Genomic DNA, 25,374 nt, shown 5'->3' with positions numbered 1-25,374 from the left:
TCATCCCGCCACTATATCGACTGGTTTGGCGCGAAATCCTTTAGGATATTTATGCAATCTATCCTCCCCTCACTTCGTGCCATGCAGGCATTTGAAAGCTTTGGCAGACTCGGCTCCGTAAATTCAGCAGCGCGAGAGCTGGGCGTAACAGCCGGTGCAGTCAGCAGATCAAGCTGATTGAGGCTCAATTGCAGATGCCATTGATCATGAAGGACGGACGCCGCGCCGCATTGGTGCCCATGGCAAAGTCCTATCACGCAATGATCTCGGCTGGGCACATGGTTGCAAGCGCAGTGCCTGTCCGCGCCGAAACACAAACCGACCTCGGTGCATTCGCTCTCCAGCTCCGCATTGGAGGCCGTGGCGGCGGGCCAGGGTGTTGCCCTAGCGCAGCTATCCTTTGCCTCGGTTGATCTGAACCTAGGGCGGCTGGTGCGGATATCGCAAAAATCGCTACCCATGCCAGAACCCTATTACATTTTCCGGGGTCCAATGATGCTGGAAAATGAGAAACCACGCAATTTGCTCAACTGGATTCTGGCTGAGGCCGCAGCCTGATTAATTAGCTTTACTAAACAAAAGTAGGCCGTCGCTCTGGTTTCATTACCGCCACGCCCGACCTATGATGTGACCAGCCAGACACCGAACACGTTAGCTAGGAAGTCATATGTTTCTGAAAAATGCATGGTATGTCGCCGCCTGGAGCGACGAGATCGTCAATGAGTTACAGCAAGTAAAAGTGCTCGGCGAAAAAATCTGCATGTTTCGCAACAGTGACGACGAAGTCATCGCGATGGAGGATGCCTGCCCCCACCGTAAGCTACCTTTGTCCAAGGGCCGGATTAAGGGCGACAATGTCGAATGCGGTTATCACGGGCTGACCTTTGATTGTGCGGGGCAATGCGTTTGGGCACCGGGTGGCGGGCGTATTCCATCGGCGGCGCGGGTGCGGCCCTATCCGGTACATGAAAAATACGGCCTGATCTGGATCTGGATGGGCAATGCGGCCATCGCAGATGTCGAGGATATCATCGACATTCCGAATTTCGACAGCCCCGACTGGGGGATCAACCGCGGCGCCGCGATGGAGCTGAACTGCAACTATCTGCTGATGTGCGACAACCTGCTGGACCCGACTCATGTCGCATGGGTGCACCAATCCTCCTTTGCCGCGCCAGCGACGAAGGACACCCCGCTGCGCGTCACTAAAACTGATGCTGGTATCATCGTGCATCGCTGGATGATGGATCACGAACCCGCCCCGTTTTACAAAAAGGTGGTAGAGTTTGAGGGCAATTGCGATCGCCTACAGCATTACGAGGTCCGCTATCCCAGCCACGCCCTGATCCGCGCCGTGTTTACCCCTGCGGGAACCGGTGGCGTGGATGGAACGCTACATAAAAATACCTTTGTCATGGACAGCTATAACTTCATGACCCCGACGACCGAAAATGAAACACGCTATTACTGGTTCCAGCTGCGCAATATCCGCCCTGATGATGCGGAACTGTCCGCGATGATGAGCAAGGATGTCCGCGACGCTTTTGAGGAGGATCGCGCCGTGCTGGATCAGGTTCAGATAGGTATGCAGGAAAAAACCTCGCCCCATATCGATCTTGGCATCGATGCGGGCCAATTACGGTTCCGCCGACAGTTGGAGGCGATGATCGCAGAGGAAGCGATGGTTGACGCCAAGATGAGCCAGTAAAACAACCGCTGGATTTCGCGGATTTTCGGCTAAATCGGGGTGTAAATTGTTCATCAGCATGCGCAGGGGTGCTTCGATCAGCCAGCTTTTAGCGCTCAACTCTTTACCTGTGACGGGGAAACGTCACGGGTGTTTTTGATTGAATCGCTCATGGCGTGCCTTTCAGAGCGGGGGCTAACGTTATCAATTTTATAAGGATGGCAGTTAGGTGCGTGCGAAAATGTTCGCATTTATCAGCGTCATAAACTCATGGCGCGGCCTTGGATTGCAGGTAAATTCTTTGCAGCAATTCTATCCGAATTGCGTGAAACCCGCTAGCTGGCTGATCGTAAGGGCTGTGATAGAAGATAACGTCCCCGTCACAGTGCACGGGCGCTCAATCAGCTCTAAGCATTTCAGAATTTGCATGACACCCTCTCTGCGTATAATGGCGTGGCTGCTTGAATGAATCTTGGCGCGCCACTAAATTTTTGCGCAAATAGCCAGTAAGCCTACGCATATTATGTAAGGATATCCCATGATGAGAACCCGTGCCGCCGTCGCAGTCGCCGCCGGAAAACCGCTGGAGGTTATGGAGGTCAATCTTGAGGGCCCCAAATGGGGGGAAGTCCTGATTGAGATGAAGGCGACCGGCCTTTGCCATACCGATGAATTCACCCGCTCCGGTGCTGATCCAGAGGGTATTTTCCCAACAATTCTGGGTCATGAGGGCGCAGGCATCGTGATGGAGGTCGGTGAAGGCGTCACCACTCTTGAGGTCGGTGACCATGTGATCCCGCTCTACACACCTGAATGCCGCCAGTGTGAATATTGCCTATCGGGCAAAACCAACCTGTGTCAGGCGATCCGCGTCACGCAGGGGCAGGGGCTGCTGCCCGATGGTACGACCCGCTTCTCGATGCTGGATGGCACGCCCATTTATCACTACATGGGCTGTTCGACCTTCGCGAACCACACGGTTGTGCCTGAAATCGCATTGGCCAAGGTCCGCAAGGACGCGCCATTTGACAAGATTTGCTATATCGGTTGCGGCGTCACCACAGGCATCGGCGCGGTTATCAACACGGCTAAGGTTGAGATCGGCGCGCGCTGCGTTGTGTTCGGATTGGGCGGCATTGGCCTGAACGTTATTCAGGGCCTGCGCATGGCCGGTGCGGATCAGATCGTCGGCGTTGATCTGAACGACGATAAAGAGGAAATGAGCCGCTATTTCGGCATGACCGATTTCGTGAACCCCAGCAAGGTTGAGGGTGATCTGGTCGCGCATCTGGTCGAGCTGACCGGCGGCGGCGCGGATTACACCTTCGACGCAACAGGCAACACAACGGTTATGCGTCAGGCGCTAGAGGCCGCGCATAAGGGCTGGGGTGAGAGCATCGTCATCGGCGTTGCTGCGGCTGGTGCCGAAATCTCGACCCGTCCGTTCCAACTGGTCACAGGTCGCGTTTGGCGCGGAACAGCCTTTGGTGGTGCAAAGGGGCGTACAGACGTGCCCAAGATCGTTGATTGGTACATGTCGGGGAAAGTTGAGATCGATCCGATGATCACTCACAAACTGACGCTGGATGAAATCAACCACGGCTTCGACCTGATGCATGAGGGCAAATCCATTCGGGCCGTTGTCGAGTTCTGATCTGGCCAGTTAAAACTGTGGCGATGCTGACCCTTCAGCATCGCCGCAAAAATATCGCTCCTAATTAACTGCGCATGATAATCGTTCTTATGTTAATTTCAGGAGATATATCGTCTAAACTGCTTGCAATGCAATGGCGATGCCCTGTCCAACCCCAATACACATGGTGGAAAGGCTCATTTCACCCGGCGCCAGATCCAGCATTGCCGTTCCTGTAATCCGAACTCCGGACATGCCCAGCGGGTGGCCCAATGCGATTGCACCGCCATTCGCGTTCACCCGAGGGTCGTCATCAGCAATCCCCAAGTCACGCAGAGTGGCAAGCCCCTGCGACGCGAATGCTTCGTTCAGCTCGATCACAGCGAAATCCTGCTGCTTCAACCCAAGCCGCTCCATCAGTTTTTTGGAAGCCGGTGCAGGACCGAACCCCATGATCCGTGGTGCGACACCAGCCGTCGCGCCACCTAAAACCTTGGCAATTGGTGTCAGGCCGTGCTTCTCCGCTGCTTCCTTCGTTGCAAGGACCACAGCCGCCGCGCCATCATTTACACCGGACGCATTGCCCGCCGTGATGGTGCCGTCCGCTTTGACAAAGGCACGCAGCTTTTGCAGCGCCTCGAACGTGGTCGAGGGCCGCAAATGCTCGTCCATTGAAATCACAACAGGATCGCCCTTGCGCTGCGGGATCTCGACCGGAGTAATTTCACGCGCCAGTCGGCCGCTTTCCTGCGCGGCGCCTGCACGTTGCTGCGAGCGTAATGCGAACCGGTCCTGATCCTCGCGGCTGATTGAGAAGTCTTCGGCCACGTTTTCAGCCGTTTCGGGCATGGAGTCGACGCCGTACTGGTCCTGCATCAACTTGTTTACAAACCGCCACCCTATGGTTGTGTCATGCACTTCGGTTGAGCGCGAAAACGCGCTGTTCGCCTTGGGCATAACAAAGGGCGCACGGGACATACTCTCGACTCCGCCTGCAATGATCAGTTCCGCTTCGCCGGATTTGATCGCGCGCGCCGCTGTAATGATCGCGTCCATGCCCGAGCCACATAACCGGTTCATCGTGGTTGCGGGTACAGCCTGCGGATAGTCGGCCAACAGCACGGACATGCGCGCGACATTGCGGTTATCCTCGCCCGCCTGATTTGCGCAACCAAAGATAACCTCGTCAATTGCGGCCATATCCATGTTCGGGTTCCGCTTCGCGAGGGCCCGTAGCGGGATTGCGCCGAGATCATCGGCCCGAACGCCGGAAAGCCCACCTGCATAGCGGCCAATAGGTGTTCGAATATAGTCACAGATATATACGTCGCTCATCAAATATCCTCCGGTACAATGAGATCGCCAACATTGCCGTCCAGATGCAGTTCAGCACCCGTGACAGATTGCAGTTGGTCTATGCTTATTTCAGGTAGTTTTTCACGCAGAACAAAGTGAGCGTCCACGACGTCGATAACAGCCAGCGAGCTGTAAATCCGCGTTACGCAACCAATGCCGGTTAGTGGCAGCGTGCAACGCTCCAACAATTTCGGCTCGCCCCGTTTGGTGACGTGATCTGTGACGATGGCAACGTTTTTCGCACCATGGACCAGATCCATTGCACCACCCACGGCGGGCACGCCCTTTGCGCCAACGCTCCAATTTGCAAGGTCGCCGTTCTGTGCAACCTGATAGGCCCCGAGAACGGCCAAATCCAAGTGACCGCCACGCACCATTGCGAAGCTATCAGCATGATGGAAAAGCGACGCCCCTTGGTTGAGGGTGATCGCCTTCTTTCCGGCATTGATCAGGTCCCAATCCTCATCACCAATGTCGGGTGCTTTGCCAAAACCAAGCACCCCGTTTTCCGTGTGATAGGTCACCGCGCGCCCCTCGGGCTGGAACTTCGCGATCATTTCGGGGAAACCGATACCAAGGTTCACATAAGACCCATCACTAAGGTCCTGCGCCGCCCGCCATGCGATTTTGGCGTTAGGCAACTTATCTTCCATCAGATTGAAATCAGACATTAGTAAACGACTCCTTCACGCACAAGGACTTCTTCTTGTTGGGGGTCGGTCACCTCGACGAGCCTATCCACGAAAATGCCGGGGGTAATTACGTGCTCTGGATCAATTGAGCCGCTCTCACCCAGATGCGTAACCTGCGCTATGGTCGTGTTTGCAGCCATGGCCATGAGCGGATTGAAGTTACGCCCTGCAAGGCGATAGGTCAGATTGCCGGCCTCATCACCCATATGGCCCTTGAGCAGTGCAAAGTCGGCTTTCAGCCAGCGTTCGCGCACATACATCTTCCCATCGAATTCCTCTGTCGGTTTTCCTGCGGCCAACTCGGTTCCAAATGAGGTGGGTGTGTAGAATGCCGGAATGCCTGCACCGGCCGCGCGAATACGCTCTGCCAGCGTGCCCTGTGGCACCAGTTCCAACTCGACCTCGTTCGCCAGATATTTCGTGTTGAAGGCATCTGCATTAGAGGATCGCGGAAAGGAGCAGATCATTTTCCGCACCATGCCCGCATGGATCATAGCCGCAATGCCGATAGATCCGTTGCCCGCATTGTTATTGATGACCGTCAGATCCTTCGGGCTGCCCGTCAGACGAAAGCGATCAATCAATGCGTGGATTAACTCCACCGGCGCACCCGAACCGCCAAATCCGCCGACCATGATGGTTGAGTCATCAGGTATATCGGCGACGGCCTGTGAAATTGATGTGCATGATTTGCTCATTATGACCTCCCTATTTGACGGCAAACTATGTGCGCTGGCTTCGCGGGGTAATGCGAATTGTGCGTATATTGAACTTTGTTCAATAAGTGGCTAAATCCGTTCACATGTTGAACAAACCGACAGATTACATTGCGTCTCTGGCGAAGGGATTGAAGGTGATTGAGGCCTTCGGCGCGAACATGCCCCGCCTGTCGATCACGCAAGCAGCCAGCGCGAGCGGTTTAGATCGCGCGACCACTAGGCGTGTTCTGCTAACCTTGCATCGAGAGGGATATGCCGATTATGACGGGAAGTTCTTCACCCTCACGCCACGTGTATTGCGCCTAGGCGTCGCCACGCTGACCTCATTACCCTTGTCGCAAATCGTCCAACCGTGGCTGGATCAGCTATCGGATCAAATCGGGCATAGCTGCTCAGTCGCTTTGCTGGACGAGACGGAGATTGTGTACATCGCGCGCGCAGCACAAAAGCGGTTGATGTCGATCGGCCTCATGCCGGGATCGCGCCTACCGGCCTTTTGCACATCAATGGGCCGTGTCCTGCTCGCATCACTGCCACGCCAAGACGCGATGGCAGTGATCAAGAGCGCAGATTTATCACCGCGCACCAGCTTTTCTCTGACCGACCCTGAGTTGATTATGCAGCGCATCGATGCGGTGCGTGAGGATGGATATGCCATAATTGATCAGGAGATTGAAATTGGCCTGCGCTCAATCGCTGTACCGCTGACCGACGGACATGGGCGTGTCATTGCGGCAATTAACAGCGGAATGCCCGCGACACATGAGGATCCGAACCTGTTGGCGCAGATATATCTACCCAAAATGCTTAACATACAGGCCGGCGTCAGGCGTGTGCTCTAGACAAGCAATCTACCTACGCCACAAAGGGCAGAATTGGCCCGACAACAAATCAGCTTCCTTTGAAGATGTGCGTACTAAAACGTCATGGAAGCTTCATTTTTTCGAAAATACGACCACTGGCAAGTGACGCGGCAGATGTTTAACAGTCCTATGCTGCACTTGCGATAAAGTTAAAACATCTAAACATAATAGCAAAAATTACGCGCTTTGCGTGTGTAATTCTTGTGTTACCTGTGGTCTACAGCCAAATCGCGGCGGGCAAACCGCTGCAAACCTCACAGGGAAGCTCAATATGACACTTCGAACGGGCATTGCCGCCCTAGTTACCGCAGCGACCCTCGCCGTCGCACCTGCTCACGCTCAATCCTACCCAGAGCGTGCTGTTGAATTCATCGTACCGTGGTCGCCCGGCGGTGGATCGGACACATTGATGCGCATCGTCGCAAACAATGTGGCACCGTTCTTGGGCGCGGATATGCCCGTGATCAATATGCCGGGTGTTGGCGGAACTGTTGGCCTGCGTGAAGCATCGCGCCGTGCTGCCGATGGGTACACAATCAGTCAGGTTCACGAGGGCCTGCTGGTCGCAACCGAAACCGGCATCACTGATCTGGCATGGGATGACTTCGATCCAATCGGCCTGATGACAGCGTCGCCGCAATATCTGGTTGCTGGCCTTAGCGATGATTACAGCACGTTCGAAGAGTTCATCGCCTATGCACAGGCACATCCCGGTGAGATTTCGATGGGCGTCACCTTGGGCGGCGTTCCGCATCTGCACGCCGCTATGATCGAGCAAGCCTTTGACCTTGAGTTCAAATATGTGGGCTATGAGGGTACGGGTGAGCGTGTTCGTGCGCTGGTTGGCGGAAACCTGGACGTTGCCATCGGCGACATCAGCTCATCCGAGCAGTTCGTAAACAATGGCGATCTGAACTTTCTGGCCGTTGGCGCGCTGGAGCGTGTAGCAGCCTCGCCTGATGTTCCAACATTCAGTGAGTTCGGCCAAGCGCTGGACCTGAACGTGACCCGTGGCATCGTGATGCCCAAGGGCGCACCGCAGGAAGTTCGGGACACACTTGAGGCCGCGCTGGAAAGCCTGTCGCAAGATCCAACCTATATCGAGCAAACCAACAATGCCGGTGCTGATGTTGGGTTCCGTGGGCAGGACGCATATCGCGCATATCTGGCCGATCTGGACGCAACGGTTCAGTCGCTATCCGCGGTTCTCGCTCCATGAGCGATACCGATATCGTCAAGAAGCAGGAGGCGGGCAAAATTGCCCTCCTCCTCAGCTACGTTTTTTTGTTCCTATGCTCGGTCGGCCTGTTCATTACCGCAACAGCCATCCCCGCATCGCGGTTTGAGAAGTTAGGCGCAGGCGCATTCCCCAAGCTGATCTTTGCCATCATGGCCTTGGTTGCGGCTATCGCCTTCATCGGTACGATCCGCGAAATCCCCCGCAGCGCATATGCGAACTTCATCGCGGAATCCGTCGCGTGGGCAAAGCGGTGCTATTTGGTTTTTGTCTGCCTTGGCGCGCTAACGGTTTATCTACTTTTGATCCCTGTGCTCGGCTTTTCCATTGCCAGCCTGTTGTTCTTGTTCGGTTTGCAAGTCGCGCTGATGCCGCGCACCGCAAAATCCATCGCGCTTGCCGCGGTCATCGCTGTGGTTTTCTCGTTCGGCCTGAACTGGGTTTTCGCTGAAGTGTTCACCGTCTTCCTGCCGCGTGGAGTTCTCTGACATGGCTGATTTCCTGACCGGCGCGGCGCAGATTTTCACCGTCGCCACCCTTATTTATATGCTGTGCGGGTCCATCGCTGGAATCGTAGCAGCAGCCATTCCCGGCTTCACCGTCACGATGGCTATCGTTCTGACATTGCCGCTGACCTTCACGATGGAGCCCCTACAGGGCATCGCGGTCATGCTGGCCGTCTATGTTGGCGGCTATACAGGCGGCCTGATCTCGGCCGCATTGCTGGGCATTCCCGGCACGCCATCCTCGGTCGCCACCACATTTGACGCCTTTCCTATGGCCCGTAACGGCGAACCCGGTCGCGCGCTATCCATCGGCGTTTGGGCGTCCTTTTTCGGAACCGTGCTGTCCACGGTCGTCCTGATTTTTGCAGCTCCGCCGCTGGCACTGTTTGCGGTGCGTTTGGGGCCGTGGGAGTATTTCTCACTGATCGTCTTTGCACTGACTATTGTTGCCAGCCTTGTCGGGACATCTGCGATGCGCGGAATGCTGGCGGGTTTGATCGGCTTGGCAATCTCGACCGTTGGTACGGACCCGATTATGGGGCGTCCACGCTTTGATTACGGCATCGAGATGTTGCAGGCCGGCCTGCCATTCCTTGTCGTGCTGATCGGGATTTTCGCAATTTCCCAATTGGTTTCAGAGGTTGAGAATGCCGACAATGTTCGCTCCGGCAATGCCTTGGTGACGGGCGCAATCGACTTCCAAACATGGAAGGTCATGAAGGAAGTCCTGATGCGGCCGGTCAACCTGATCCGGTCAGCGATCATCGGTGTTCTGATCGGCGCATTGCCCGGCGCGGGCGGTTCTATCGCCAATCTGGTGGCCTATGATCAGGCAAAGCGTTCCTCGAAAAACCCTGAATCTTTCGGGGCAGGTTCGCCCGATGGGATCATCGCATCTGAATCCGGAAACTCCGCAACCGCGGGCGGGGGACTAATCCCGCTGATTGGTTTGGGCATTCCCGGATCAGCGGTTGATGCGATCCTGATGGCCTCACTGATGGTTCATGGCATTTCCGTTGGACCGCGGCTGATCCTTGACCACGCCGATCTGGTATACGGCATGTTCATCGCCATGGTCGTGGCATCGTTGATGATGCTGATTGTGTCGGTCTGTTCCATGCGGCTGTTCCTGCGCGTGACCGAGATTCCGAAATGGCTGATTGTTCCCGTGGTGATGACCTGCTGTGTCGTGGGCACCTTTGCGCTGAACAACCGCGTGACTGATCTGTACCTGCTGATTTTCATTGGCATTGCGGGCTATGTCCTGCGTGCGCTTGGCTATTCGCTGGCGCCGCTGGTGTTGGGCGTCATCCTTGGCCCTATCGCAGAAACCAATCTGCGCCGCGCATTGATGACAGACGAAGACCCCACGCTGTTCCTGACACGCCCGATCAGTCTGATTTTCCTGATTGCTGCCGTGGTTTCCATCATTTGGGCCGTCCGCAGCCACCTTAAAGCTCGTAAAAGCACAGAAAGACTTTCCGATGCGCCTACGTCATGATCCCGTCTACCCCTCGCGCCGCTCACCAGTGCTGGCCGAGAATATTGTCGCCACATCACAGCCATTGGCCACGCAGGCCGGCCTATCCATCCTACAAGCAGGCGGAAACGCCGTTGATGCAGCGATTGCAACCGCTGCGACCCTGACCATTGTGGAGCCGACGGGCTGCGGTCTTGGCTCGGATGCGTTTTGCATTCTGTGGGACGGTGAGAAACTGCACGGCCTAAACGCATCTGGGCGCGCGCCTGCCGCGTGGACTCCGGACCGTTTTATCGGTGGAATGCCTGAACATGGCTGGGACGCCGTTACCGTTCCCGGTGTAGTCAGCGCATGGGTTGAGCTGTCCGAGAAATTCGGCAAGCTGGATTTGGCCACAGTGCTGGCCCCCGCGATCCGCTACGCTGAGGAAGGCTTCATCGTGTCTCCCGTTGTTGGTACCGCATGGGCCAAGGGTGCAGCCGTGTTAAAGGATCAGCCCGGATTTGCGGAAACCTTTATGCCCGATGGCCAGCCCCCAGAACCGGGTGAGCGCTTCCGCAATCCCGGTGCCGCCCGCACCCTGCGCGCCATTGCTGAAACGCAGGGCCGTGCCTTTTACGAGGGTGAGATTGCGCAGGAGATCATCGCCTTTGCCAAGGCAAATGGCGGCGCGATGACGGCTGAGGATCTTGCCTCGCACACCAATGATTGGTGCGGCACGATCAGCCAGACATTTGATGATGTTGAACTGCATGAGATCCCGCCAAACGGTCAGGGTATCGCGGCGCTGATGGCGCTTGGCATCTTGCAACATACCGGCATTCGCGACCACGGCCCGAATGATCTGATCGCCACCCACCTACAGATCGAGGCCATCAAACTGGCCTATGCCGACCTGCACGCCTATGTCGCCGATCGGGAGCATATGACCGATGTGGATGAAGCTGCCCTACTGAACGCGGATTATCTGAAATCCCGCGCCGCGCTGATCGATCTGGATCGCGCACAAGATTTCGGGGCCGGCGCACCAAAACTGGGCGGTACGGTTCTGCTGAATGTTGGCGATTCTTCGGGGATGATGGTCAGTTTCATTCAATCCAACTATGCTGGGTTTGGGTCAGGCGTTGTTGTTCCAGGAACGGGCGTTTCTATGCAGAATCGTGGCTTTGGATTCACCACCCAGCAGGGTCATCCCAACCAGGTCCAGCCGGGCAAGCGCCCCTTCCACACCATCATTCCAGGTTTTGCGATGAAGGACGGCGCGCCCCTTATGGCCTTTGGCATGATGGGCGGTCCGATTCAGGCACAGGGTCACGTTCAGCTGTTGCTGCGCACGCAATTGTGGGATCAAGATCCGCAAACCGCCGCCGACGCCCCACGTTGGCGCGCGATTGAGGGGCTGGACATCGCCTGTGAGCCGACAATGCCCACCGATCTGCTGGACGGGCTAACGGCCCTTGGGCACAACATCCAGATCGAGGCCCCCGATAACGCCTTTGGTTTTGGGGGTGCGCAATTGGTCCAGCGGATGAATAATGGCGGCTACGCTGCGGGATCGGACCCGCGCAAGGATGGACAGGCCGCCGGATTTTAATCATTGCTGGGTGCAGGTTGGACCTGCACCCGCTATGTGCGGCCCCGAAACGAATACAGGCTGGAAAATCGCCAGCCGCAGAAAATACCGAATTGGGCAGAAGATATTATGAATTTCATCAAACGCATCGGCATTGACGCCTATATGCTGCTGTTGCTTGCGACGGTTTTGGCGGGTGTTGTCCTGCCCGCGCAGGGCGTTGCCGCCGACGGTTTACGCCATGTGACGTTCTGGGCCGTTTCGCTGCTCTTCTTCCTATACGGTGCGAAGCTGGACCCGCGGGCGGTAAAGGCGGGGCTGACAAATTGGCGGTTACAGGGGCTGACCTTTGCCGCGACATATCTGATGTTTCCGCTTATCGGCCTTGCGCTTACCATGGTATTCGGTCCGCTACTGGGTGCGACGGTGACGATGGGACTGCTGTTTCTGGCGGTTCTGCCCTCAACAGTGCAGTCATCCATTGCCTTTACATCCATCGCGGGGGGTAATGTTCCGGCGGCAATTTGCGCCGCATCTGTATCAAACCTGATCGGTGTGGCGCTGACCCCGATGCTGGTCGCATTGTTCCTGCAACAGGGTGAGGGTGGCGTCAGCTTGGATGCGGTTGGGAAAATCGGCGTCCAGATTTTGCTACCCTTTGTTATCGGGCAAATCCTGCGTCCATGGGTCGGTGATTTCGTAAAGCGGCATAAGGTTCTGACGATGACCGTGGATCGCGGGTCGATTATGCTGATCGTTTATTCCGCCTTTAGTGCGGGCACGGTTTCGGGTCTGTGGTCTGCGATCCCTGTTGGTACTTTGCTGATGCTGTTTGTCGTGGTGTGGGTGTTCCTCGCGCTTGGTATGGGGGCGATGATCCTTGCCGGAAAAACATCGGGAATGGATTACCCTGATCGGGCGGTGCTGTTCTATTGCGGCTCAACCAAGAGCCTCGCCAGTGGCCTGCCCATCGCCACGGCGCTGTTCGCACCGGATATGGTCGGCGCGATCGTGCTGCCCTTGATGATCTATCACATGTCCCAATTGCTGGTTTGCGCGTTCATCTCGCAAAAAGCGTCCTTAAAGCAGAATGTCACAGCCTAAGCGGTGGATAGCTTGCCCCTAAAGTTAAAATAATTGACTATAGGGTATGGACACACGCCAACTCGAAACCCTTTTAGCGGTTGCACATCACGGTGGATTTGCAGCCGCAGCACAGGCCGTAAACCTAACGGCATCTGCGGTCAGTCAGCAGATGGCCGCGCTGGAAAATGAGGTCGATGCGCTGCTCTTTGACCGCTCGCGCCGCCCGCCTGCATTGACGGTTAAGGGGGCGGAGATGGTTCGCTCCGCCAGGGCCATCCTGAACATTGTCAGTCAGACCAAGGAAACGGTCAGTGATGAGCAGATGCGCGGCACGCTGGCGTTCGGCACATTGCGCACCGGTGCAAATTCGGTGGTCCCCAATGCGCTGGCCACGCTGCAATCAACCTATCCGAACCTGAACTTCCATCTGCGTGTTGGAAAATCCGAGGATTTGATGAGCGAGGTCGTCACTGGTCAATTGGACGCCGCACTGGTTGGCGATCACGTCGCGGTGCCCGCCAGTTTGACATGGATTCCGGTTATCAACGAACCCCTGATCGTGTTGGCCCCGGATGGGGCCAGCGGCCTGACGCTCGATGCACTCGCCCGTGAGGTTCCGTTCATTCGCTATCGAACCGAGGTCACATTGGCGCGGTTGATCCACACCGAGATCGCCCGTTTAGGCGTACCATTGCGGCAATCTGTTTCCGTCAACACAATGGCCGCAGTGGTCGGTTGTGTGAAGGCTGGGCTGGGCTTTTCGGTGGTTCCGCAAATAGCGTTGCAGGACATGAACACCGCGCCGTTGAGCTGGTTCCATTTAGGCACCCCGCCTGTTCACCGCCGCCTAGGGATCGCGCAACGGATTCAGTCGGGGCGCGAGGATGTCCTCAAAACCTTGGCCAATGCCCTATCAACATATGACCACCAGCACGATTACCATGAATAGGGCTGTCTAGGTTCCTGAAATGGGCTGCCATGTTCCATCAGCATCGGGCGCGAATTGCGGGATATGCGCAACGGAAACGAGGTGTTCCACGTCATCGCCCAACACTTCACGCCATTCCTGTGCTTCGGTCAGGATCACCCCTGCCCCGACAATTTCACCACCGGCCTCACGGACCAGTTCAAGTGCTGCCTTTAAGCTGGAACCGGACGCCACGACATCATCCACCACAACCACGCGCCGCCCCTTAATCAGCGGAATAGCGGCACGATCCAGCAGAATGCGTTGCTCGCCCTTGGACGTGATCGAGGTCAGTTTATATTCCAGCGCATCCGACAAATGCAGCTTGGGCGATTTTTGCAGGACAACATACTGGTCCAAGCCCAATGCGCGCGTCACCTCAATAGCCACGGGAATACCCAGCGTTGCAGGGCCGACGATGATATCAGGCCGCAGCGGGGCGATTTTTTCGGCAAGGCATTTGCCGATATGCTCACCAAACTTCACGCCAAGGTCGATCACCATCATCAATGAAATCGCGAAATCCGGATTGATCGGCACAATAGGCAGGTCCAGCGGATAACCCTGCACGTCCACGTGCCAAGTTTGGGAATTGGTTTGATCAGTCATCGGGATTTATCCTTCCATGACAAATGCGGCTCAACCATCATGCCAACCTCGCGCCATGTTGTGCGCTTGCGGGACAGGTCAAAGCCGTAAAGCGTCAACGAAAATGAGATTGCATGCGCCGTTCGAATTGCCTGAACCAATAGCGGCACACCGCGCGCGAGGGCAAAGCGCAGCTTTTTGACCACGCTAACATTATCAATCTCCATGCCACGGGCGCGTTGGGCGTCGGCGATCCGCTCGAATTCATCGCGCAGCATCGGGATAATGCCAAAGGTCAGTGATAGGACCAGCGTGACGATGGGCGGCAACCGCGCGGCAGAGCACGCAGCTAGAATTGCGCCAGGGCTGGAGGTTTCCATGACGAAGTAAAACAACGCCGTGGTTGCCACCAATCGGGCCGCCATTCGGGCGGCGATCGCCAGTGCATCAAGCGGCGCGACCCCCTGCAACAATAGGTTCACCATCCAACTGGCAATAACCATCAGGGTCAGCAGCCCCGCGCCCTTTAGGTAACTGCCTAGTTTTGGCACCTTAGCCACCCATAGGCCCCCAACGCAGAGCAGCGCAAAGGGCACGCCGGATTGCCAGTTTGGCGCGAACCACGCCACCGTCATCAGAGCGAAAGCAATCCCCAGTTTGATAAAGAAATTCAGGTCGTGCAGCCGCGTCATGACGTGACCTCCGGTTGCGCAGCATAGGGCGCAGGCCATCCCAATGCGTCAAAGGCAGCGCTGCGCCATCCCTCCTCAGACGTGCCATCGAACGGGATATGACCGTCTGCAACGATCGCCAGCCGTGTTGCGACATCGTCCACCAGCTCCAGATCATGCGATACCAGCATCACCGTCCGCTCCGATTGCGTCATCCGTGTGAGGAAGGTTTCAAGCAGAGCGCGCCCCTGCAAATCCCGCGCCAGCAGCGGCTCGTCAATGATGGCGATAATAGCGCCGCTCGCCTCGGCACAGGCAAGGCCGAGCTGCCCCTGCTGCCGCGCCGATAGGGCGAACGGGTTTGTTTCCTGCATTCCGGCAAGGCCATAGCGCGCGAGGATCGTATCAGCATCTTCATCATTCCCGCCCATGGATAGCGCAAAGCCAACCTCCTCCTCCACGGTCATATGAAACAGGATTTGCCGCATACTTTGCGGGACATAGGCGATGGAACGGGCACGCCGCGCGGTGGTCCAGCCATCCGCTGTTGCCCCCGCAATTGAAATCCCACCCGACGCGATTGCCGACAATCCCAGGATCGAGCGCATTAGCGTGGTTTTGCCTGCACCATTGCGGCCAATCACGCCCAAGACTTCGCCACCATGCAGGTTCAATTCGAGGTCATCCAGCACCGGCTTGCCTGAGGCCCGCGTTAGCTTTGTGCGCAACGCAGAAATCGCCAATAGTTCACGCCCGATTTCAGGCGGTGCTGGCCGATTGATTTTGCGACGGGGTGCCAGCAATCCGGCATGTTCCCACATCTCCGATTTATCCAGCGCAGGTTCCAGCGGCTCAATCGCTGACAATGTACCATCGCTGATGATCGCGAGGTGCTGCGTGATCGAGGCAAGATGAACTGGGTCTTGCTCCGCCACAATCACATTGCTCACCGTATCCGCAGCCTGCGCCAAGGCACCGCACAAACGCTGACGCGCCGCAGGGTCAAGGCCGGTTGTCGGCTCATCCAAAACCAAAACCCTGGGGTGCGGTGCCAAAGCTGCCGCCAAAACCACCATGCGACGCTCCCCGCCAGACAGCGTTAGAACACGACGACCAGACAACTCGGTCAGATTCAATTGCTGCATCAGGCTGGAAACACGGGCGCGGACCTCTGCCCGTTGAACGCCACGATTTTCAAGCGGAAAAGCGATGATATCCTCAACCGATAGATCCCATAGCTGATCCTCGACCGTTTGGGCGACAAAGCCGATTTGCGAGAACAGCGCATCACTGCCAATCGCAGATAGCGGCACACCCTCTAGCATCACCTGACCGGAATAGTTTTTGTTCGGGATAATTTTGGGAATGATGCCAGCCAACGCCATCATTAACGTGGTTTTACCAGACCCCGTTGCCCCGCAAATCAGCAGGCGATCTGCGGCCTCAAGCTCCAAGTTGATATCCGATAAGAGGGGCTCGGACGTACCGAACCCCACTGTCAGTTCCTGTGCGGAGAAAAACGACATCTAATCAGAAGCGCTTAAAGCCGGAAGGATGCGCCGCAGTCAGAATTTTCTGGGCAGAGGCAACCAGCAACGGTGTTCCGATCAGCATGGGAACAATATCCGACAGCCCCAGATATCCAACGGCCCACCAGAACGGGAAGATGCCTAGGAAGGCGAGACTTGCCGAAACCGCAACAACCATCACCAGACCAACCGCCAGACAAACCGCGGCGATGCGGATCAGTGTCTTTTTATCAAAGGTCGTTGTCGCCGGATTGAACAGCATTCCCGGGATCATACCCGTTAAACCAACCGCAATTCCGTCAACAATCAACGAATGCGCAGGGATAAATGTGCCCGCCAGCAGCGACCAGATGATTGTGCCCAGATATCCGCAGATAAAGCCGCTTTTCCAGCCCAGCAGGATACCGATAAGCGGCGGCAGGAACGCAAAGATGCGCCACTGAATCACGCCCGGAACCAGTTGGATCGGGTTCGCATAGGTCCATAGAACCCCGGTAGCCGCCGCCGCAACGATCGAAAGAACGAGAGGGAACAGGCTGGAGCCGTTCTCCTCTGGAAGAGTGGTGTTGTGCATGATTTTAGTCCTGTTGGTTCAGGCGATAGGGTTCGCCGGTAGGATGGTTCTTTGGTGCAATCACGGCCTCCTCCCTGCCGATCCTGCGCGAAATATTGGTAGTGTTTTTATAGTCTTGGCCGTTTGATCGGGCTTTCATCGACGCTGGCGGGGTCCATACGTGCCTCACCATCGATAATGCGAAATTGCGGGATGTGACCCAGCCGGTGAACCAGCCCAGCATCCTGTGCCAAGGCTTCGCGCCAGCTATTCCCCTCAGTCAGGATCGACCCAACTGCTAGGACTTTTGCACCGGCGCGCCGTACCAGCCGCATGGCGGCCGACATGCTCGCCCCTGTGGCAATGACATCGTCTACAATCACGACACGCCGCCCTTGTAACAGCGGGATTTGGCGGCGATCCAACAGCAACCGCTGCTGCTCATCTGTGGTGATCGAGCGAACGGGTTCTTCTAGCGCATCAGCGAGGTGGAATTTTGGGGATTTTTGCAGGATGACGTATTTATCCAGCTCCAGATGCCTCGATACATCCATAGCCACCGGAATTCCCAACGTGGCACTGCCCACGACAATATCCGGTTTCAGCGCGGCAAACCCGTCTGCCAGTGACCTGCCAACATGATCGCCAAAGGCAAGCCCCATCTCGATATCCATCAGCAATGCGATGGCACGTTGATCGTCCAGTTGCAGCATCGGCAGGGACGTTACCTGCCCTGCGATATCAACGTCGTAAAATTCTGGAGCGATCAGCCGCAAGGGGTCACCTATGGTTCGTAGAATTCTATCCAGACCTACGCCCATTCACGGAACTGTTACAAACGCCAAGAATCCAACGCAGCGTTGCATTTTAGTTTACACTCTGAGATGGCGTAGATCAGGCAAGAGGTGCGCAGATGGAACGAGTGTTTTTTTCTAGATTCTTCAAATATATGGATGAAATATCTCGCCTAGGATCGATCCGTCAGGCAGCCGAGGCACTGCATGTTTCAGCCTCGGCCGTGGATAAACAATTGCTCAAAGCCGAGGAGGAACTGGGTCTGCAATTGTTTGAGCGTCACCCTAGGGGCGTTCGCCTAACCTCCGCTGGTGAATTGCTCATTTACCGGATGCGCGGATGGCAGAAGGACATGCGCGCCGTCGCGGACGAGATTGAGGAGCTCAGAGGCCTGCGCCGTGGCGAGGTTCGTATTGCCGTTCCACAAGAGGCCGCGATCAGCTTCCTTCCGCAGGCACTAACCGCTTTTTTGCAGGCAAACCCCAAGATCAACACAACCGTCCGCATCGTGGATTCCGAGCGGGTGCGACAGATGGTCATCGATGGCGATGCTGATTTCGGCCTTACATTCAGCCCCCGCCCCCTGCCCGGCGTTCTGATCCTGCGCGAGGTGCCGTTTCGGGTTTTTGCCCTGATCCCTGATGATGGGTCGGCGCGGAAATCGATATCCCTCGATCAGTTCTTCTCGCAACCCATTTTGATGCCCGACGGCACCAGCCATTTGCGAGACATTCTAGACATTGCAGCAGCGCGAACCGGTACGGATTTTCAGGTGGCGCTGACCTCCAACAATCTAGAGCTGTTGCGGCAACTTGTGCGTGAGGGGGCAGGCCATAGCATAATCGTGGTGTATCCCACCGCCTATGCAGGCAGCGGTGCAGGCGTTTCGGCTGTCCCCCTGCGCGGCAGCGGCATCGCCGATCTAGGGCTGTCATTGATTGCACCGCGGGACCGCTCAACCAGTTTGGCCGCAGTGGTAGCCACGCGACATTTCGAGAGCTTTATTGACGTCGCCACCGCTGCGCAAAATTGATGCGCAACAGCGCTTCAGTGGCAGATACTGCCAAGACAGACCCTATATGGAACACAATTGGCAATTTAATACCGTGACTTCAGGCGCATCCTATCTGTGAAACAGGGAGGATATCATGCGCAACGCCACCGACAGCTTCGCCACGCGGGCCATTCACCACGGCTATGACCCAATGCAGAACGAGGGTGCGCTAACCCCGCCGCTCCACCTGACCTCGACCTTCGCGTTCGAGACAGCAGAGCAAGGTGGCGAAATGTTCGCGGGTGAGCGTGGCGGCCACATCTATTCACGGATATCAAATCCGACCACGGACCTGCTGGAGCGGCGCATTGCTGTGCTTGAGGGGGCCGAGGCGGGCCTTGCCCTCGCCTCAGGTATGGGGGCGATCACGTCAACATTGTGGACCCTGCTCGCACCGGGCGATGAAGTGATCCTCGACAAGACATTATACGGCTGCACATTTTCATTCATGCAGCACGGGTTAGCCAAATTTGGCATCACCGTGACCCATATTGACCTGACCGACCCAACAAACCTAAAGGCTGCGATAACCTCGCGCACCAAGGTTGTTTATTTTGAAACCCCCGCTAACCCCAATATGCGTCTGGTTGATATCGCTGCCACGGCTGAAATCGCCCATGCGGCTGGCGCGGTTGTGGTTGTCGATAACACCTATGCCACTCCATACCTGACCCGCCCGATTGAGCATGGCGCGGATATCGTGCTGCATTCAGCGACCAAATATCTGGGTGGTCACGGGGATGTTGTTGCGGGCCTGCTGGCTGGCTCGGCGGAACTGGTCGGGCAAATTCGGATGTACGGGATGAAGGACATGACCGGCGCGGTCATGGCACCGTTTAACGCGATGTTGATCCTGCGCGGGCTGAAAACGCTGGAGCTACGCATGGATCGCGTTTGTTCCAGCGCGCAAACCATCGCGGAGATGTTGGAGGCAGTGCCAACTGTCGCCAAAGTGCACTATCCCGGCCTGCCCAGCTATGATCAGCACAGCCTTGCGCAGCGGCAGATGTCGCAGGCGGGCGGCATGATCGCGTTTGAGCTGGAGGGCGGTTTGGATGCGGGTCGGCAGATGATGAACCGTTTGCAGTTGATTACCCGCGCAGTGTCATTGGGCGATGCGGAAACGCTGATCCAGCACCCTGCCAGCATGACCCATTCAACCTATACGCCAGAGGAACGTGCCGAGCATGGCATTGCCGAGGGGCTGGTTCGCCTCTCCGTCGGGTTGGAGGGTGTAGAGGATTTGCTGGCCGATCTGCGTCAATCGCTCAGCCCTACACCAGTTAAAGCTGTCGCCTGATACACATCCTGCCCTGACACCCGAACGGTGTCGGGGCATCAATCCTTCTCGCGCAGAGCGCTTGCCGTCAGGCCTAGCCCCTCGTCCATTGCGCGATAATAGGCGGCATAACTGCCGACACGTTTGCGCGCACCGGCCTCGGATTCAGGGATGGCGTGCAGCGTTTCCTCAATTTCAACCGCCGCTCGACGGGCGCGGGCGGCGGCGGCCTCGACCATATTCGCAAAGGCGTTTTCGACGATTTGGAAATAATCCTGTCGATCGCCCGCGCGCGACACCCGCTTGATCAATTGCTGGCTTTCCAAGATGCGAACGCTGGAGCTGATACTGCCGCGACTAACTTGCAAACGCTCCGCAAGCTGACCGAACGACGCCTGCTCGCCATCATAAAGCAGCATCGCCAGAACACGGCCAGCGATCCTGGGCACGCCCTCGGATTTCGCGATAACGCCTATTTTCTCGATAAAATCAGTCCGAATAGCGTCTAGATCACGCAATTGGTTGGCAGTCGTCAATTCATGTCTCCACGATCGCGCGGTCTTGCTTGATGAGCGATCTTTCTCCGATCATATCGTATGTTCAGTTCGGTGTGAACGCTTAGCAGACATCCATCTCGGTCAGAAACACAAACGCCCGCTACACGGATGCAGCGGGCGTTGAATGTATTTCACGTATCACGGCAGGCTGAATAAATCAGCCGACCCCGCAATATGCTTAGTAATGCACCGACAGGGCATCCAATGGCTTCTTCAGTGGTGGTGCGAATTTAGTCAGATCGATTCCCTCCACTGCTTCGATATACTCGTCCATGCTGGGCGTGCGGCCCAGAATAGCAGAGAGAACAACAACCGGTGTCGAGGCGAGTAGCGACTCGCCCTTCTTCTCAGCCGAATCTTCTACAACGCGACCTTGGAACAGGCGGGTCGAGGTTGCCAGAACGGTGTCGCCCTTTGCCGCCTTTTCCTGATTGCCCATGCACAGGTTACAGCCCGGACGCTCCAGATACAGAATGTTCTCGTAATCCACACGCGCCGTGCTTTTCGGAGCGATATCGTCGAACTCGAAGCCGGAATACTTTTGCAGAACGGCCCAGTCACCCTCCTCCTTCAACTCATCAATGATGTTGTAGGTCGGTGCGGCGACAACCAGCGGCGCCTTGAACTCAATCTTGCCCTGCTGCTTTTCGAGGTTTTTGAGCATCTGAGCGACGATTTTCATATCGCCCTTATGCACCATGCAGGACCCGACGAAGCCAAGGTCAACCTTACGCTCACCACCGTAATATGAAACGGGGCGGATCGTGTCGTGGGTATAGCGCTTGGACACGTCCTTGTTGTTCACGTCGGGGTCGGCGATCATCGGCTCAACGATCTGGTCCAGATCCACGACAACCTCGGCGTAGTATTTCGCGTTGGCGTCTGGGGTCAGGGCAGGCTTTTCACCGGATTTGATTTCGGCGATCCGCTTATCCGCGATGGCGATCAGACCGGTCAGGGTCTTGTTTTCGTTCTCCATCCCCTTGTCGATCATGATCTGGATGCGGTGCTTGGCAATTTCCAGCGATTTCACGAGGGTATCGTCCTCGGAAATACAGATGGATGCCTTTGCCTTCATCTCCGCTGTCCAATCGGTGAAGGTGAACGCCTGATCCGCCAGCAAGGTGCCGATATGCACCTCGATGATGCGGCCCTGGAACACGTTATCGCCGAATTGCTTGAGCATCTGCGCCTGTGTGGCATGCACAACATCACGGAAATCCATGTGGTTTTTCAGGTCGCCCTTAAAGGTAACCTTGACCGATTCAGGAATAGGCATCGTCGCCTCACCCGTCGCCAGTGCCAGCGCAACCGTGCCGGAATCCGCACCAAAGGCAACGCCCTTGGACATACGAGTGTGGGAATCGCCGCCGATGATGATCGCCCAGTCGTCCACGGTGATGTCATTCAGCACCTTGTGAATAACGTCGGTCATGGCATGGTACTCGCCCTTGGGATCACGCGCGGTGATCAGGCCGAATTTATTCATGAACTTCATCAGCTTGGGAATGTTTTCCTGCGCCTTGATGTCCCAAACCGACGCGGTGTGGCAGCCCGACTGATAGGCGCCGTCCACGATGGGCGAGATGACAGTCGCCGCCATCGCCTCCAGCTCCTGCGAGGTCATCAGACCCGTTGTATCCTGCGAACCGACGATGTTGACCTCAACCCGAACGTCGGAACCGGCATGCAGAACCGTGCCCTTGGCCACACCAACCGCGTTTTTGTTGAAGATCTTTTCAACAGCGGTCAGGCCCTGCCCCTCATGCGAGATTTCCTTGGACGGTGCATAGGCGGATTCAAATGCGACACCCAGCGTTTGCGCCGCGAAGTTTTGCAGCTTCTTACCGAACACGATGGCGTAGGAGCCGCCGGCCTTGATGAACTCGACCTTTTGCGGCGTCAGCGAGGAGGAGATATCGACCAGCTCGGTATCGCCATCATACAGCTTTTGCGTCTTGGTGTTGATGGTGAAGACCTTACCGGTTTCGACCGAATAGGTCTGCTCCAGCACGGGATCATCATTTTCATCCATGACGGTATTGCCGTCAGCGTCCACCTTCTTGACCCAGTTTTTCAGGTCGATGCCGATGCCGCCGGTCACGCCAACAGTCGTCAAGAAGATTGGCGAAATGCCGTTCGTACCCGCAACAATCGGTGCGAAGTTAACAAAGGGCACATAGGGGCTGGCAGGCTTACCCGTCCACAGCGCCACGTTGTTCACGCCGGACATGCGCGACGAACCAACGCCCATCGTGCCCTTTTCCGCGATCAACATAACACGCGCGTCGGGATGTGCCTTTTGCAACTCCTGAATCTCAACCTGAGCGGCAGGGGTAATCATGCATTTACCGTGCAATTCGCGGTCGGAGCGCGAATGCGCCTGATTGCCGGGGGACAACAGATCGGTTGAGATGTCGCCAATGCCCGCAATATAGGTGACGACTTTGATTTCCTCATCAATGTCGGGCAGCTTGGTGAAAAATTCTGCCTTTGCATAGCTCTCAAGGATATCCTTGGCGATGGCATTACCGGCCTCGAAGGCGACCTTCAGGCGCTCGGAATCAGCATCATACAGGAAGACCTGCGTTTTCAGGACTGCGGCTGCATCCTGCGCAATTGCGGCATCCTCACCCAGCGCCAGATCCAGCAGCACCTCAACCGAGGGTCCGCCCTTCATGTGCGACAGCAACTCAAACGCAAATGCCGGCGTGATTTCAGCGACGGATTCGTTACCCAGGATGATCTGCTTCAGAAACGCAGCCTTGGCGCCTGCGGCACTGGTTGTGCCTGGCAGGGTGTTGTAAATAAAGAACTTCAGCGAACCCTCACGGTGCTCGGAGCTCTCATCCTTGATCTGCGCGATCAACTCGTCAACGAGCGCCGCATCCTCGATCGGCTTAGGGCTCAACCCCTGCGTTTTACGAGTTTCAATTTCATCTAGGTAGTCTGTGTACAAGCTCATGACGGCCTCGAAATATTTACGCTAGGTGGAGCTATAACGCCGTGGCATGTGAGATCACGTCCAGCAGGGTCAAGCGGATTGCATGCAGATGTATACCAATGCCCTTCAGCATGCAAGACGCCCACCGCCAGTATAAAAGCGTCACCACGCTGGTCGGCGCTGATGCATCCTTGAAATAGAGCAAGCAATTACTGTCCGAACGAGCATAATTCACATCGCAGGCGGCGCGAGGCTCTGCCGCTCAACCCATTCAGCATCGTAGACGACGCTATCGGGGCGCTGATCCGAGCGTATCCAATCCAGAATATGCCGCGCCGCTGTGCGACCCATCCGGCGATGCGGGACACGCACGGTGGTTAATGGCGGCAGCGTTACACGCGCTAGATCAATATCATCAAAACCCACGATGGACAGATCGCGCGGCACGTCCAAGCCAAGCTTACGCGCCGCAAAAATCGCACCTGCGGCCAGCACATCGTTACCGCAGATGATCGCAGTAGGGCGCTCCCCATTAGACAGGATTTGCTGCGCGGCATATTCCCCCGCCTCCAACGTATAGCTGGATTCAACAATCCGCAGCGCTGGCAGGCCAAGTTCGGCGCACATCTTCCGCGCCCCCTCTGCCCGTTTCATTGCACGGTCATTGCCTGCATTTACACCGACAATCATCGCAATTTTACGATGACCGGCATCATAGACACGCTGCACCACCATCCGCGCGGCGGCATCATTATCAAAACCAATCGTGACATGACGCCCCTCGCCCGACGAAACCCATAGGATCACATAGGGCAGCTCTCGCTGATCCAGCATGTCATAGATTGCTGGCGGGCGTTCCGCTCCGATTAGAATCAGGCCATCGACGCCACGCCCGACCAAGGCACGCACCTGCGCCTCCTCACGCTCTCGATTATATTGCGAGGTTGCGACTAGCAGGGTTACGCCCTCACGCGCCAATGATTCCTCAAGCACCTGTAATGCCTGACCAAAAATGGCGTTATCCATGGTTGGGATAACTGCGCCGACCGTATTTGTACGGCGCGAGGCCAGTGCCTGACCGCCAAAATTGGGCGTGTAGGACAATGTCTTGATCGCGGCCTCAACACGCAACCGCGTCTGTTCCTGCACCCGATCAGGCGTGTTTATTGCCCGTGACACCGTCGCGGTAGAGACGCCAGCATGGCGCGCAACGTCTTCCAAGGTGGGCGTTGGCATTGTTTTTCCCTTTTGGACCAGTGTTCCACACGGAACTGGCGGGCGAAAGCTACACTCGCAATGTAAGCGCTTGCATTACGTAATGTAAGCGCTTACACAATCCTCACGGAGACACAGATTTCCAACTGCCGGGAGGCTCAAATGCTAGCAAATGGATCCGCCGCATTGCTGTGCGCACTCATCCTATTTTCGATGTTCGCCATCAATGTCGCGCTAGGCGCCACAGGGATTGGGGCGCTGATCGACGATTTGGGCGAGATGCTGATGTTGCTCGCATCGACCCTGTTTTTCGTTGTCGGCGTGCTGCAACGCGAAGCGAGAGCCAAAACAACCCAAAGATGACGGTAAACCGTCGCAACCATCCAGGGA

Annotated in this window: 25 protein-coding genes and 1 pseudogene; 14 read left to right on the top strand and 12 right to left on the bottom strand. The window is 56.4% G+C overall.

Annotation, left to right across the window (positions count from 1 at the left end; genetic code table 11):
• Positions 1 to 51 precede the first annotated feature (51 nt).
• The 3 genes from CR254_RS18345 (at position 52) to CR254_RS08075 (ending at position 1,708) form a co-directional block, all read left to right on the top strand.
• Positions 52 to 177 (top strand): LysR family transcriptional regulator, encoded by a 126-nt coding sequence (locus CR254_RS18345; RefSeq protein ID WP_425440255.1) that lies wholly within the window; start codon positions 52 to 54, stop codon positions 175 to 177.
• A 105-nt stretch (positions 178 to 282) separates the two neighbouring features.
• Positions 283 to 558, top strand: coding sequence for a LysR family transcriptional regulator (locus tag CR254_RS08080; protein ID WP_180955936.1), 276 nt, complete (start codon positions 283 to 285; stop codon positions 556 to 558).
• A 109-nt stretch (positions 559 to 667) separates the two neighbouring features.
• Positions 668 to 1,708, top strand: coding sequence for an aromatic ring-hydroxylating dioxygenase subunit alpha (locus tag CR254_RS08075; RefSeq protein ID WP_097929332.1), 1,041 nt, complete (start codon positions 668 to 670; stop codon positions 1,706 to 1,708).
• Between the two features lie 3 nt (positions 1,709 to 1,711).
• Here the strand turns inward: CR254_RS08075 and CR254_RS18210 are convergent.
• A pseudogene (locus tag CR254_RS18210) lies at positions 1,712 to 1,860 on the bottom strand (hypothetical protein); the annotation flags it as partial.
• Positions 1,861 to 2,228: 368 nt separating this feature from the next.
• Between CR254_RS18210 and CR254_RS08070 the strand changes: the two are divergent.
• Complete coding sequence (locus CR254_RS08070) at positions 2,229 to 3,341, top strand: S-(hydroxymethyl)glutathione dehydrogenase/class III alcohol dehydrogenase (RefSeq protein WP_097929538.1); 1,113 nt, start codon at positions 2,229 to 2,231, stop codon at positions 3,339 to 3,341.
• 114 nt (positions 3,342 to 3,455) lie between these two features.
• On the opposite strand, the gene pcaF is transcribed toward CR254_RS08070, so the two are convergent.
• Genes pcaF through CR254_RS08055 form a run of 3 tightly spaced genes read right to left on the bottom strand, consistent with a single transcriptional unit; the run spans position 3,456 to position 6,066 of the window.
• Positions 3,456 to 4,655, bottom strand: coding sequence for a 3-oxoadipyl-CoA thiolase (pcaF, locus tag CR254_RS08065; protein ID WP_097929331.1), 1,200 nt, complete (start codon positions 4,653 to 4,655; stop codon positions 3,456 to 3,458).
• Positions 4,655 to 5,347: a 3-oxoacid CoA-transferase subunit B gene (locus CR254_RS08060; RefSeq protein WP_281252981.1), complete on the bottom strand. Its 693-nt coding sequence runs from the start codon at positions 5,345 to 5,347 to the stop codon at positions 4,655 to 4,657. Before CR254_RS08060 ends, pcaF begins: the two co-directional genes overlap by 1 nt.
• Complete coding sequence (locus tag CR254_RS08055) at positions 5,347 to 6,066, bottom strand: 3-oxoacid CoA-transferase subunit A (protein WP_097929330.1); 720 nt, start codon at positions 6,064 to 6,066, stop codon at positions 5,347 to 5,349. The genes CR254_RS08060 and CR254_RS08055 overlap by 1 nt, the downstream gene beginning before the upstream one ends.
• 104 nt (positions 6,067 to 6,170) lie before the next feature.
• On the opposite strand from CR254_RS08055, the gene CR254_RS08050 reads away from it, so the two are divergent.
• The 7 genes from CR254_RS08050 (at position 6,171) to CR254_RS08020 (ending at position 13,781) form a co-directional block, all read left to right on the top strand.
• Positions 6,171 to 6,929: an IclR family transcriptional regulator domain-containing protein gene (locus CR254_RS08050; RefSeq protein ID WP_097929329.1), complete on the top strand. Its 759-nt coding sequence runs from the start codon at positions 6,171 to 6,173 to the stop codon at positions 6,927 to 6,929.
• A 292-nt stretch (positions 6,930 to 7,221) separates the two neighbouring features.
• The gene (locus CR254_RS08045) at positions 7,222 to 8,169 is read left to right on the top strand and encodes a Bug family tripartite tricarboxylate transporter substrate binding protein (protein WP_097929328.1); all 948 of its coding nucleotides are present in this window, start codon (positions 7,222 to 7,224) and stop codon (positions 8,167 to 8,169) included.
• Complete coding sequence (locus tag CR254_RS08040) at positions 8,166 to 8,675, top strand: tripartite tricarboxylate transporter TctB family protein (RefSeq protein WP_097929327.1); 510 nt, start codon at positions 8,166 to 8,168, stop codon at positions 8,673 to 8,675. The genes CR254_RS08045 and CR254_RS08040 overlap by 4 nt, the downstream gene beginning before the upstream one ends.
• Position 8,676: 1 nt before the next feature.
• Positions 8,677 to 10,194, top strand: coding sequence for a tripartite tricarboxylate transporter permease (locus CR254_RS08035; protein ID WP_097929326.1), 1,518 nt, complete (start codon positions 8,677 to 8,679; stop codon positions 10,192 to 10,194).
• Positions 10,178 to 11,767, top strand: coding sequence for a gamma-glutamyltransferase family protein (locus CR254_RS08030; protein WP_097929325.1), 1,590 nt, complete (start codon positions 10,178 to 10,180; stop codon positions 11,765 to 11,767). Before CR254_RS08035 ends, CR254_RS08030 begins: the two co-directional genes overlap by 17 nt.
• A gap of 108 nt (positions 11,768 to 11,875) precedes the next feature.
• On the top strand, positions 11,876 to 12,850 hold the full coding sequence (locus CR254_RS08025; protein ID WP_097929536.1) for a bile acid:sodium symporter family protein: 975 nt from the start codon (positions 11,876 to 11,878) through the stop codon (positions 12,848 to 12,850).
• A gap of 46 nt (positions 12,851 to 12,896) precedes the next feature.
• Entirely contained in the window at positions 12,897 to 13,781 is an 885-nt protein-coding gene (locus CR254_RS08020; protein ID WP_097929324.1) for a LysR substrate-binding domain-containing protein, read from the top strand.
• Between the two features lie 6 nt (positions 13,782 to 13,787).
• On the opposite strand, the gene CR254_RS08015 is transcribed toward CR254_RS08020, so the two are convergent.
• The 5 genes from CR254_RS08015 to CR254_RS07995 all read right to left on the bottom strand — a co-directional run bounded on the left by CR254_RS08015 (position 13,788) and on the right by CR254_RS07995 (position 17,916).
• Complete coding sequence (locus tag CR254_RS08015) at positions 13,788 to 14,408, bottom strand: phosphoribosyltransferase family protein (protein WP_097929323.1); 621 nt, start codon at positions 14,406 to 14,408, stop codon at positions 13,788 to 13,790.
• Positions 14,405 to 15,079: an energy-coupling factor transporter transmembrane component T family protein gene (locus tag CR254_RS08010; protein WP_097929322.1), complete on the bottom strand. Its 675-nt coding sequence runs from the start codon at positions 15,077 to 15,079 to the stop codon at positions 14,405 to 14,407. The genes CR254_RS08015 and CR254_RS08010 overlap by 4 nt, the downstream gene beginning before the upstream one ends.
• Positions 15,076 to 16,584 carry an ABC transporter ATP-binding protein gene (locus CR254_RS08005; protein WP_097929321.1) on the bottom strand — a complete coding sequence of 503 codons (1,509 nt, stop codon included), beginning with the start codon at positions 16,582 to 16,584 and terminating at the stop codon, positions 15,076 to 15,078. The genes CR254_RS08010 and CR254_RS08005 overlap by 4 nt, the downstream gene beginning before the upstream one ends.
• Before the next feature lie 4 nt (positions 16,585 to 16,588).
• Entirely contained in the window at positions 16,589 to 17,161 is a 573-nt protein-coding gene (locus CR254_RS08000) for an aminotriazole resistance protein (RefSeq protein WP_097929320.1), read from the bottom strand.
• Between the two features lie 107 nt (positions 17,162 to 17,268).
• Entirely contained in the window at positions 17,269 to 17,916 is a 648-nt protein-coding gene (locus tag CR254_RS07995) for a phosphoribosyltransferase family protein (protein ID WP_097929535.1), read from the bottom strand.
• A gap of 137 nt (positions 17,917 to 18,053) precedes the next feature.
• Here CR254_RS07995 and CR254_RS07990 point away from each other — a divergent pair, with 137 nt between their 5' ends.
• Both CR254_RS07990 and CR254_RS07985 read left to right on the top strand, forming a co-directional pair.
• A complete protein-coding gene (locus tag CR254_RS07990; RefSeq protein WP_097929319.1) occupies positions 18,054 to 18,968 on the top strand; it encodes a LysR family transcriptional regulator in 915 nt (304 codons plus the stop codon).
• Positions 18,969 to 19,083: 115 nt separating this feature from the next.
• Positions 19,084 to 20,289 (top strand): methionine gamma-lyase, encoded by a 1,206-nt coding sequence (locus CR254_RS07985; protein ID WP_097929318.1) that lies wholly within the window; start codon positions 19,084 to 19,086, stop codon positions 20,287 to 20,289.
• 38 nt (positions 20,290 to 20,327) lie between these two features.
• Here CR254_RS07985 and CR254_RS07980 read toward each other — a convergent pair whose 3' ends face one another.
• From CR254_RS07980 to CR254_RS07970, 3 genes are all read right to left on the bottom strand, one after another.
• On the bottom strand, positions 20,328 to 20,804 hold the full coding sequence (locus tag CR254_RS07980; protein ID WP_097929317.1) for a GbsR/MarR family transcriptional regulator: 477 nt from the start codon (positions 20,802 to 20,804) through the stop codon (positions 20,328 to 20,330).
• 199 nt (positions 20,805 to 21,003) lie between these two features.
• The gene (locus CR254_RS07975) at positions 21,004 to 23,790 is read right to left on the bottom strand and encodes a bifunctional aconitate hydratase 2/2-methylisocitrate dehydratase (protein ID WP_097929316.1); all 2,787 of its coding nucleotides are present in this window, start codon (positions 23,788 to 23,790) and stop codon (positions 21,004 to 21,006) included.
• A 210-nt stretch (positions 23,791 to 24,000) separates the two neighbouring features.
• The gene (locus tag CR254_RS07970; protein WP_097929315.1) at positions 24,001 to 25,005 is read right to left on the bottom strand and encodes a LacI family DNA-binding transcriptional regulator; all 1,005 of its coding nucleotides are present in this window, start codon (positions 25,003 to 25,005) and stop codon (positions 24,001 to 24,003) included.
• Positions 25,006 to 25,146: 141 nt separating this feature from the next.
• Between CR254_RS07970 and CR254_RS07965 the strand changes: the two genes are divergently transcribed.
• A complete protein-coding gene (locus CR254_RS07965) occupies positions 25,147 to 25,347 on the top strand; it encodes a hypothetical protein (protein WP_097929314.1) in 201 nt (66 codons plus the stop codon).
• The last annotated feature ends 27 nt before the right edge of the window (positions 25,348 to 25,374 follow it).

The organism is Pontivivens marinum (assembly GCF_900231835.1).
GTDB classification, from domain to species: Bacteria; Pseudomonadota; Alphaproteobacteria; order Rhodobacterales; family Rhodobacteraceae; genus Pontivivens; species Pontivivens marinum.
This window is presented reverse-complemented; position numbering and strand designations above follow the sequence as displayed.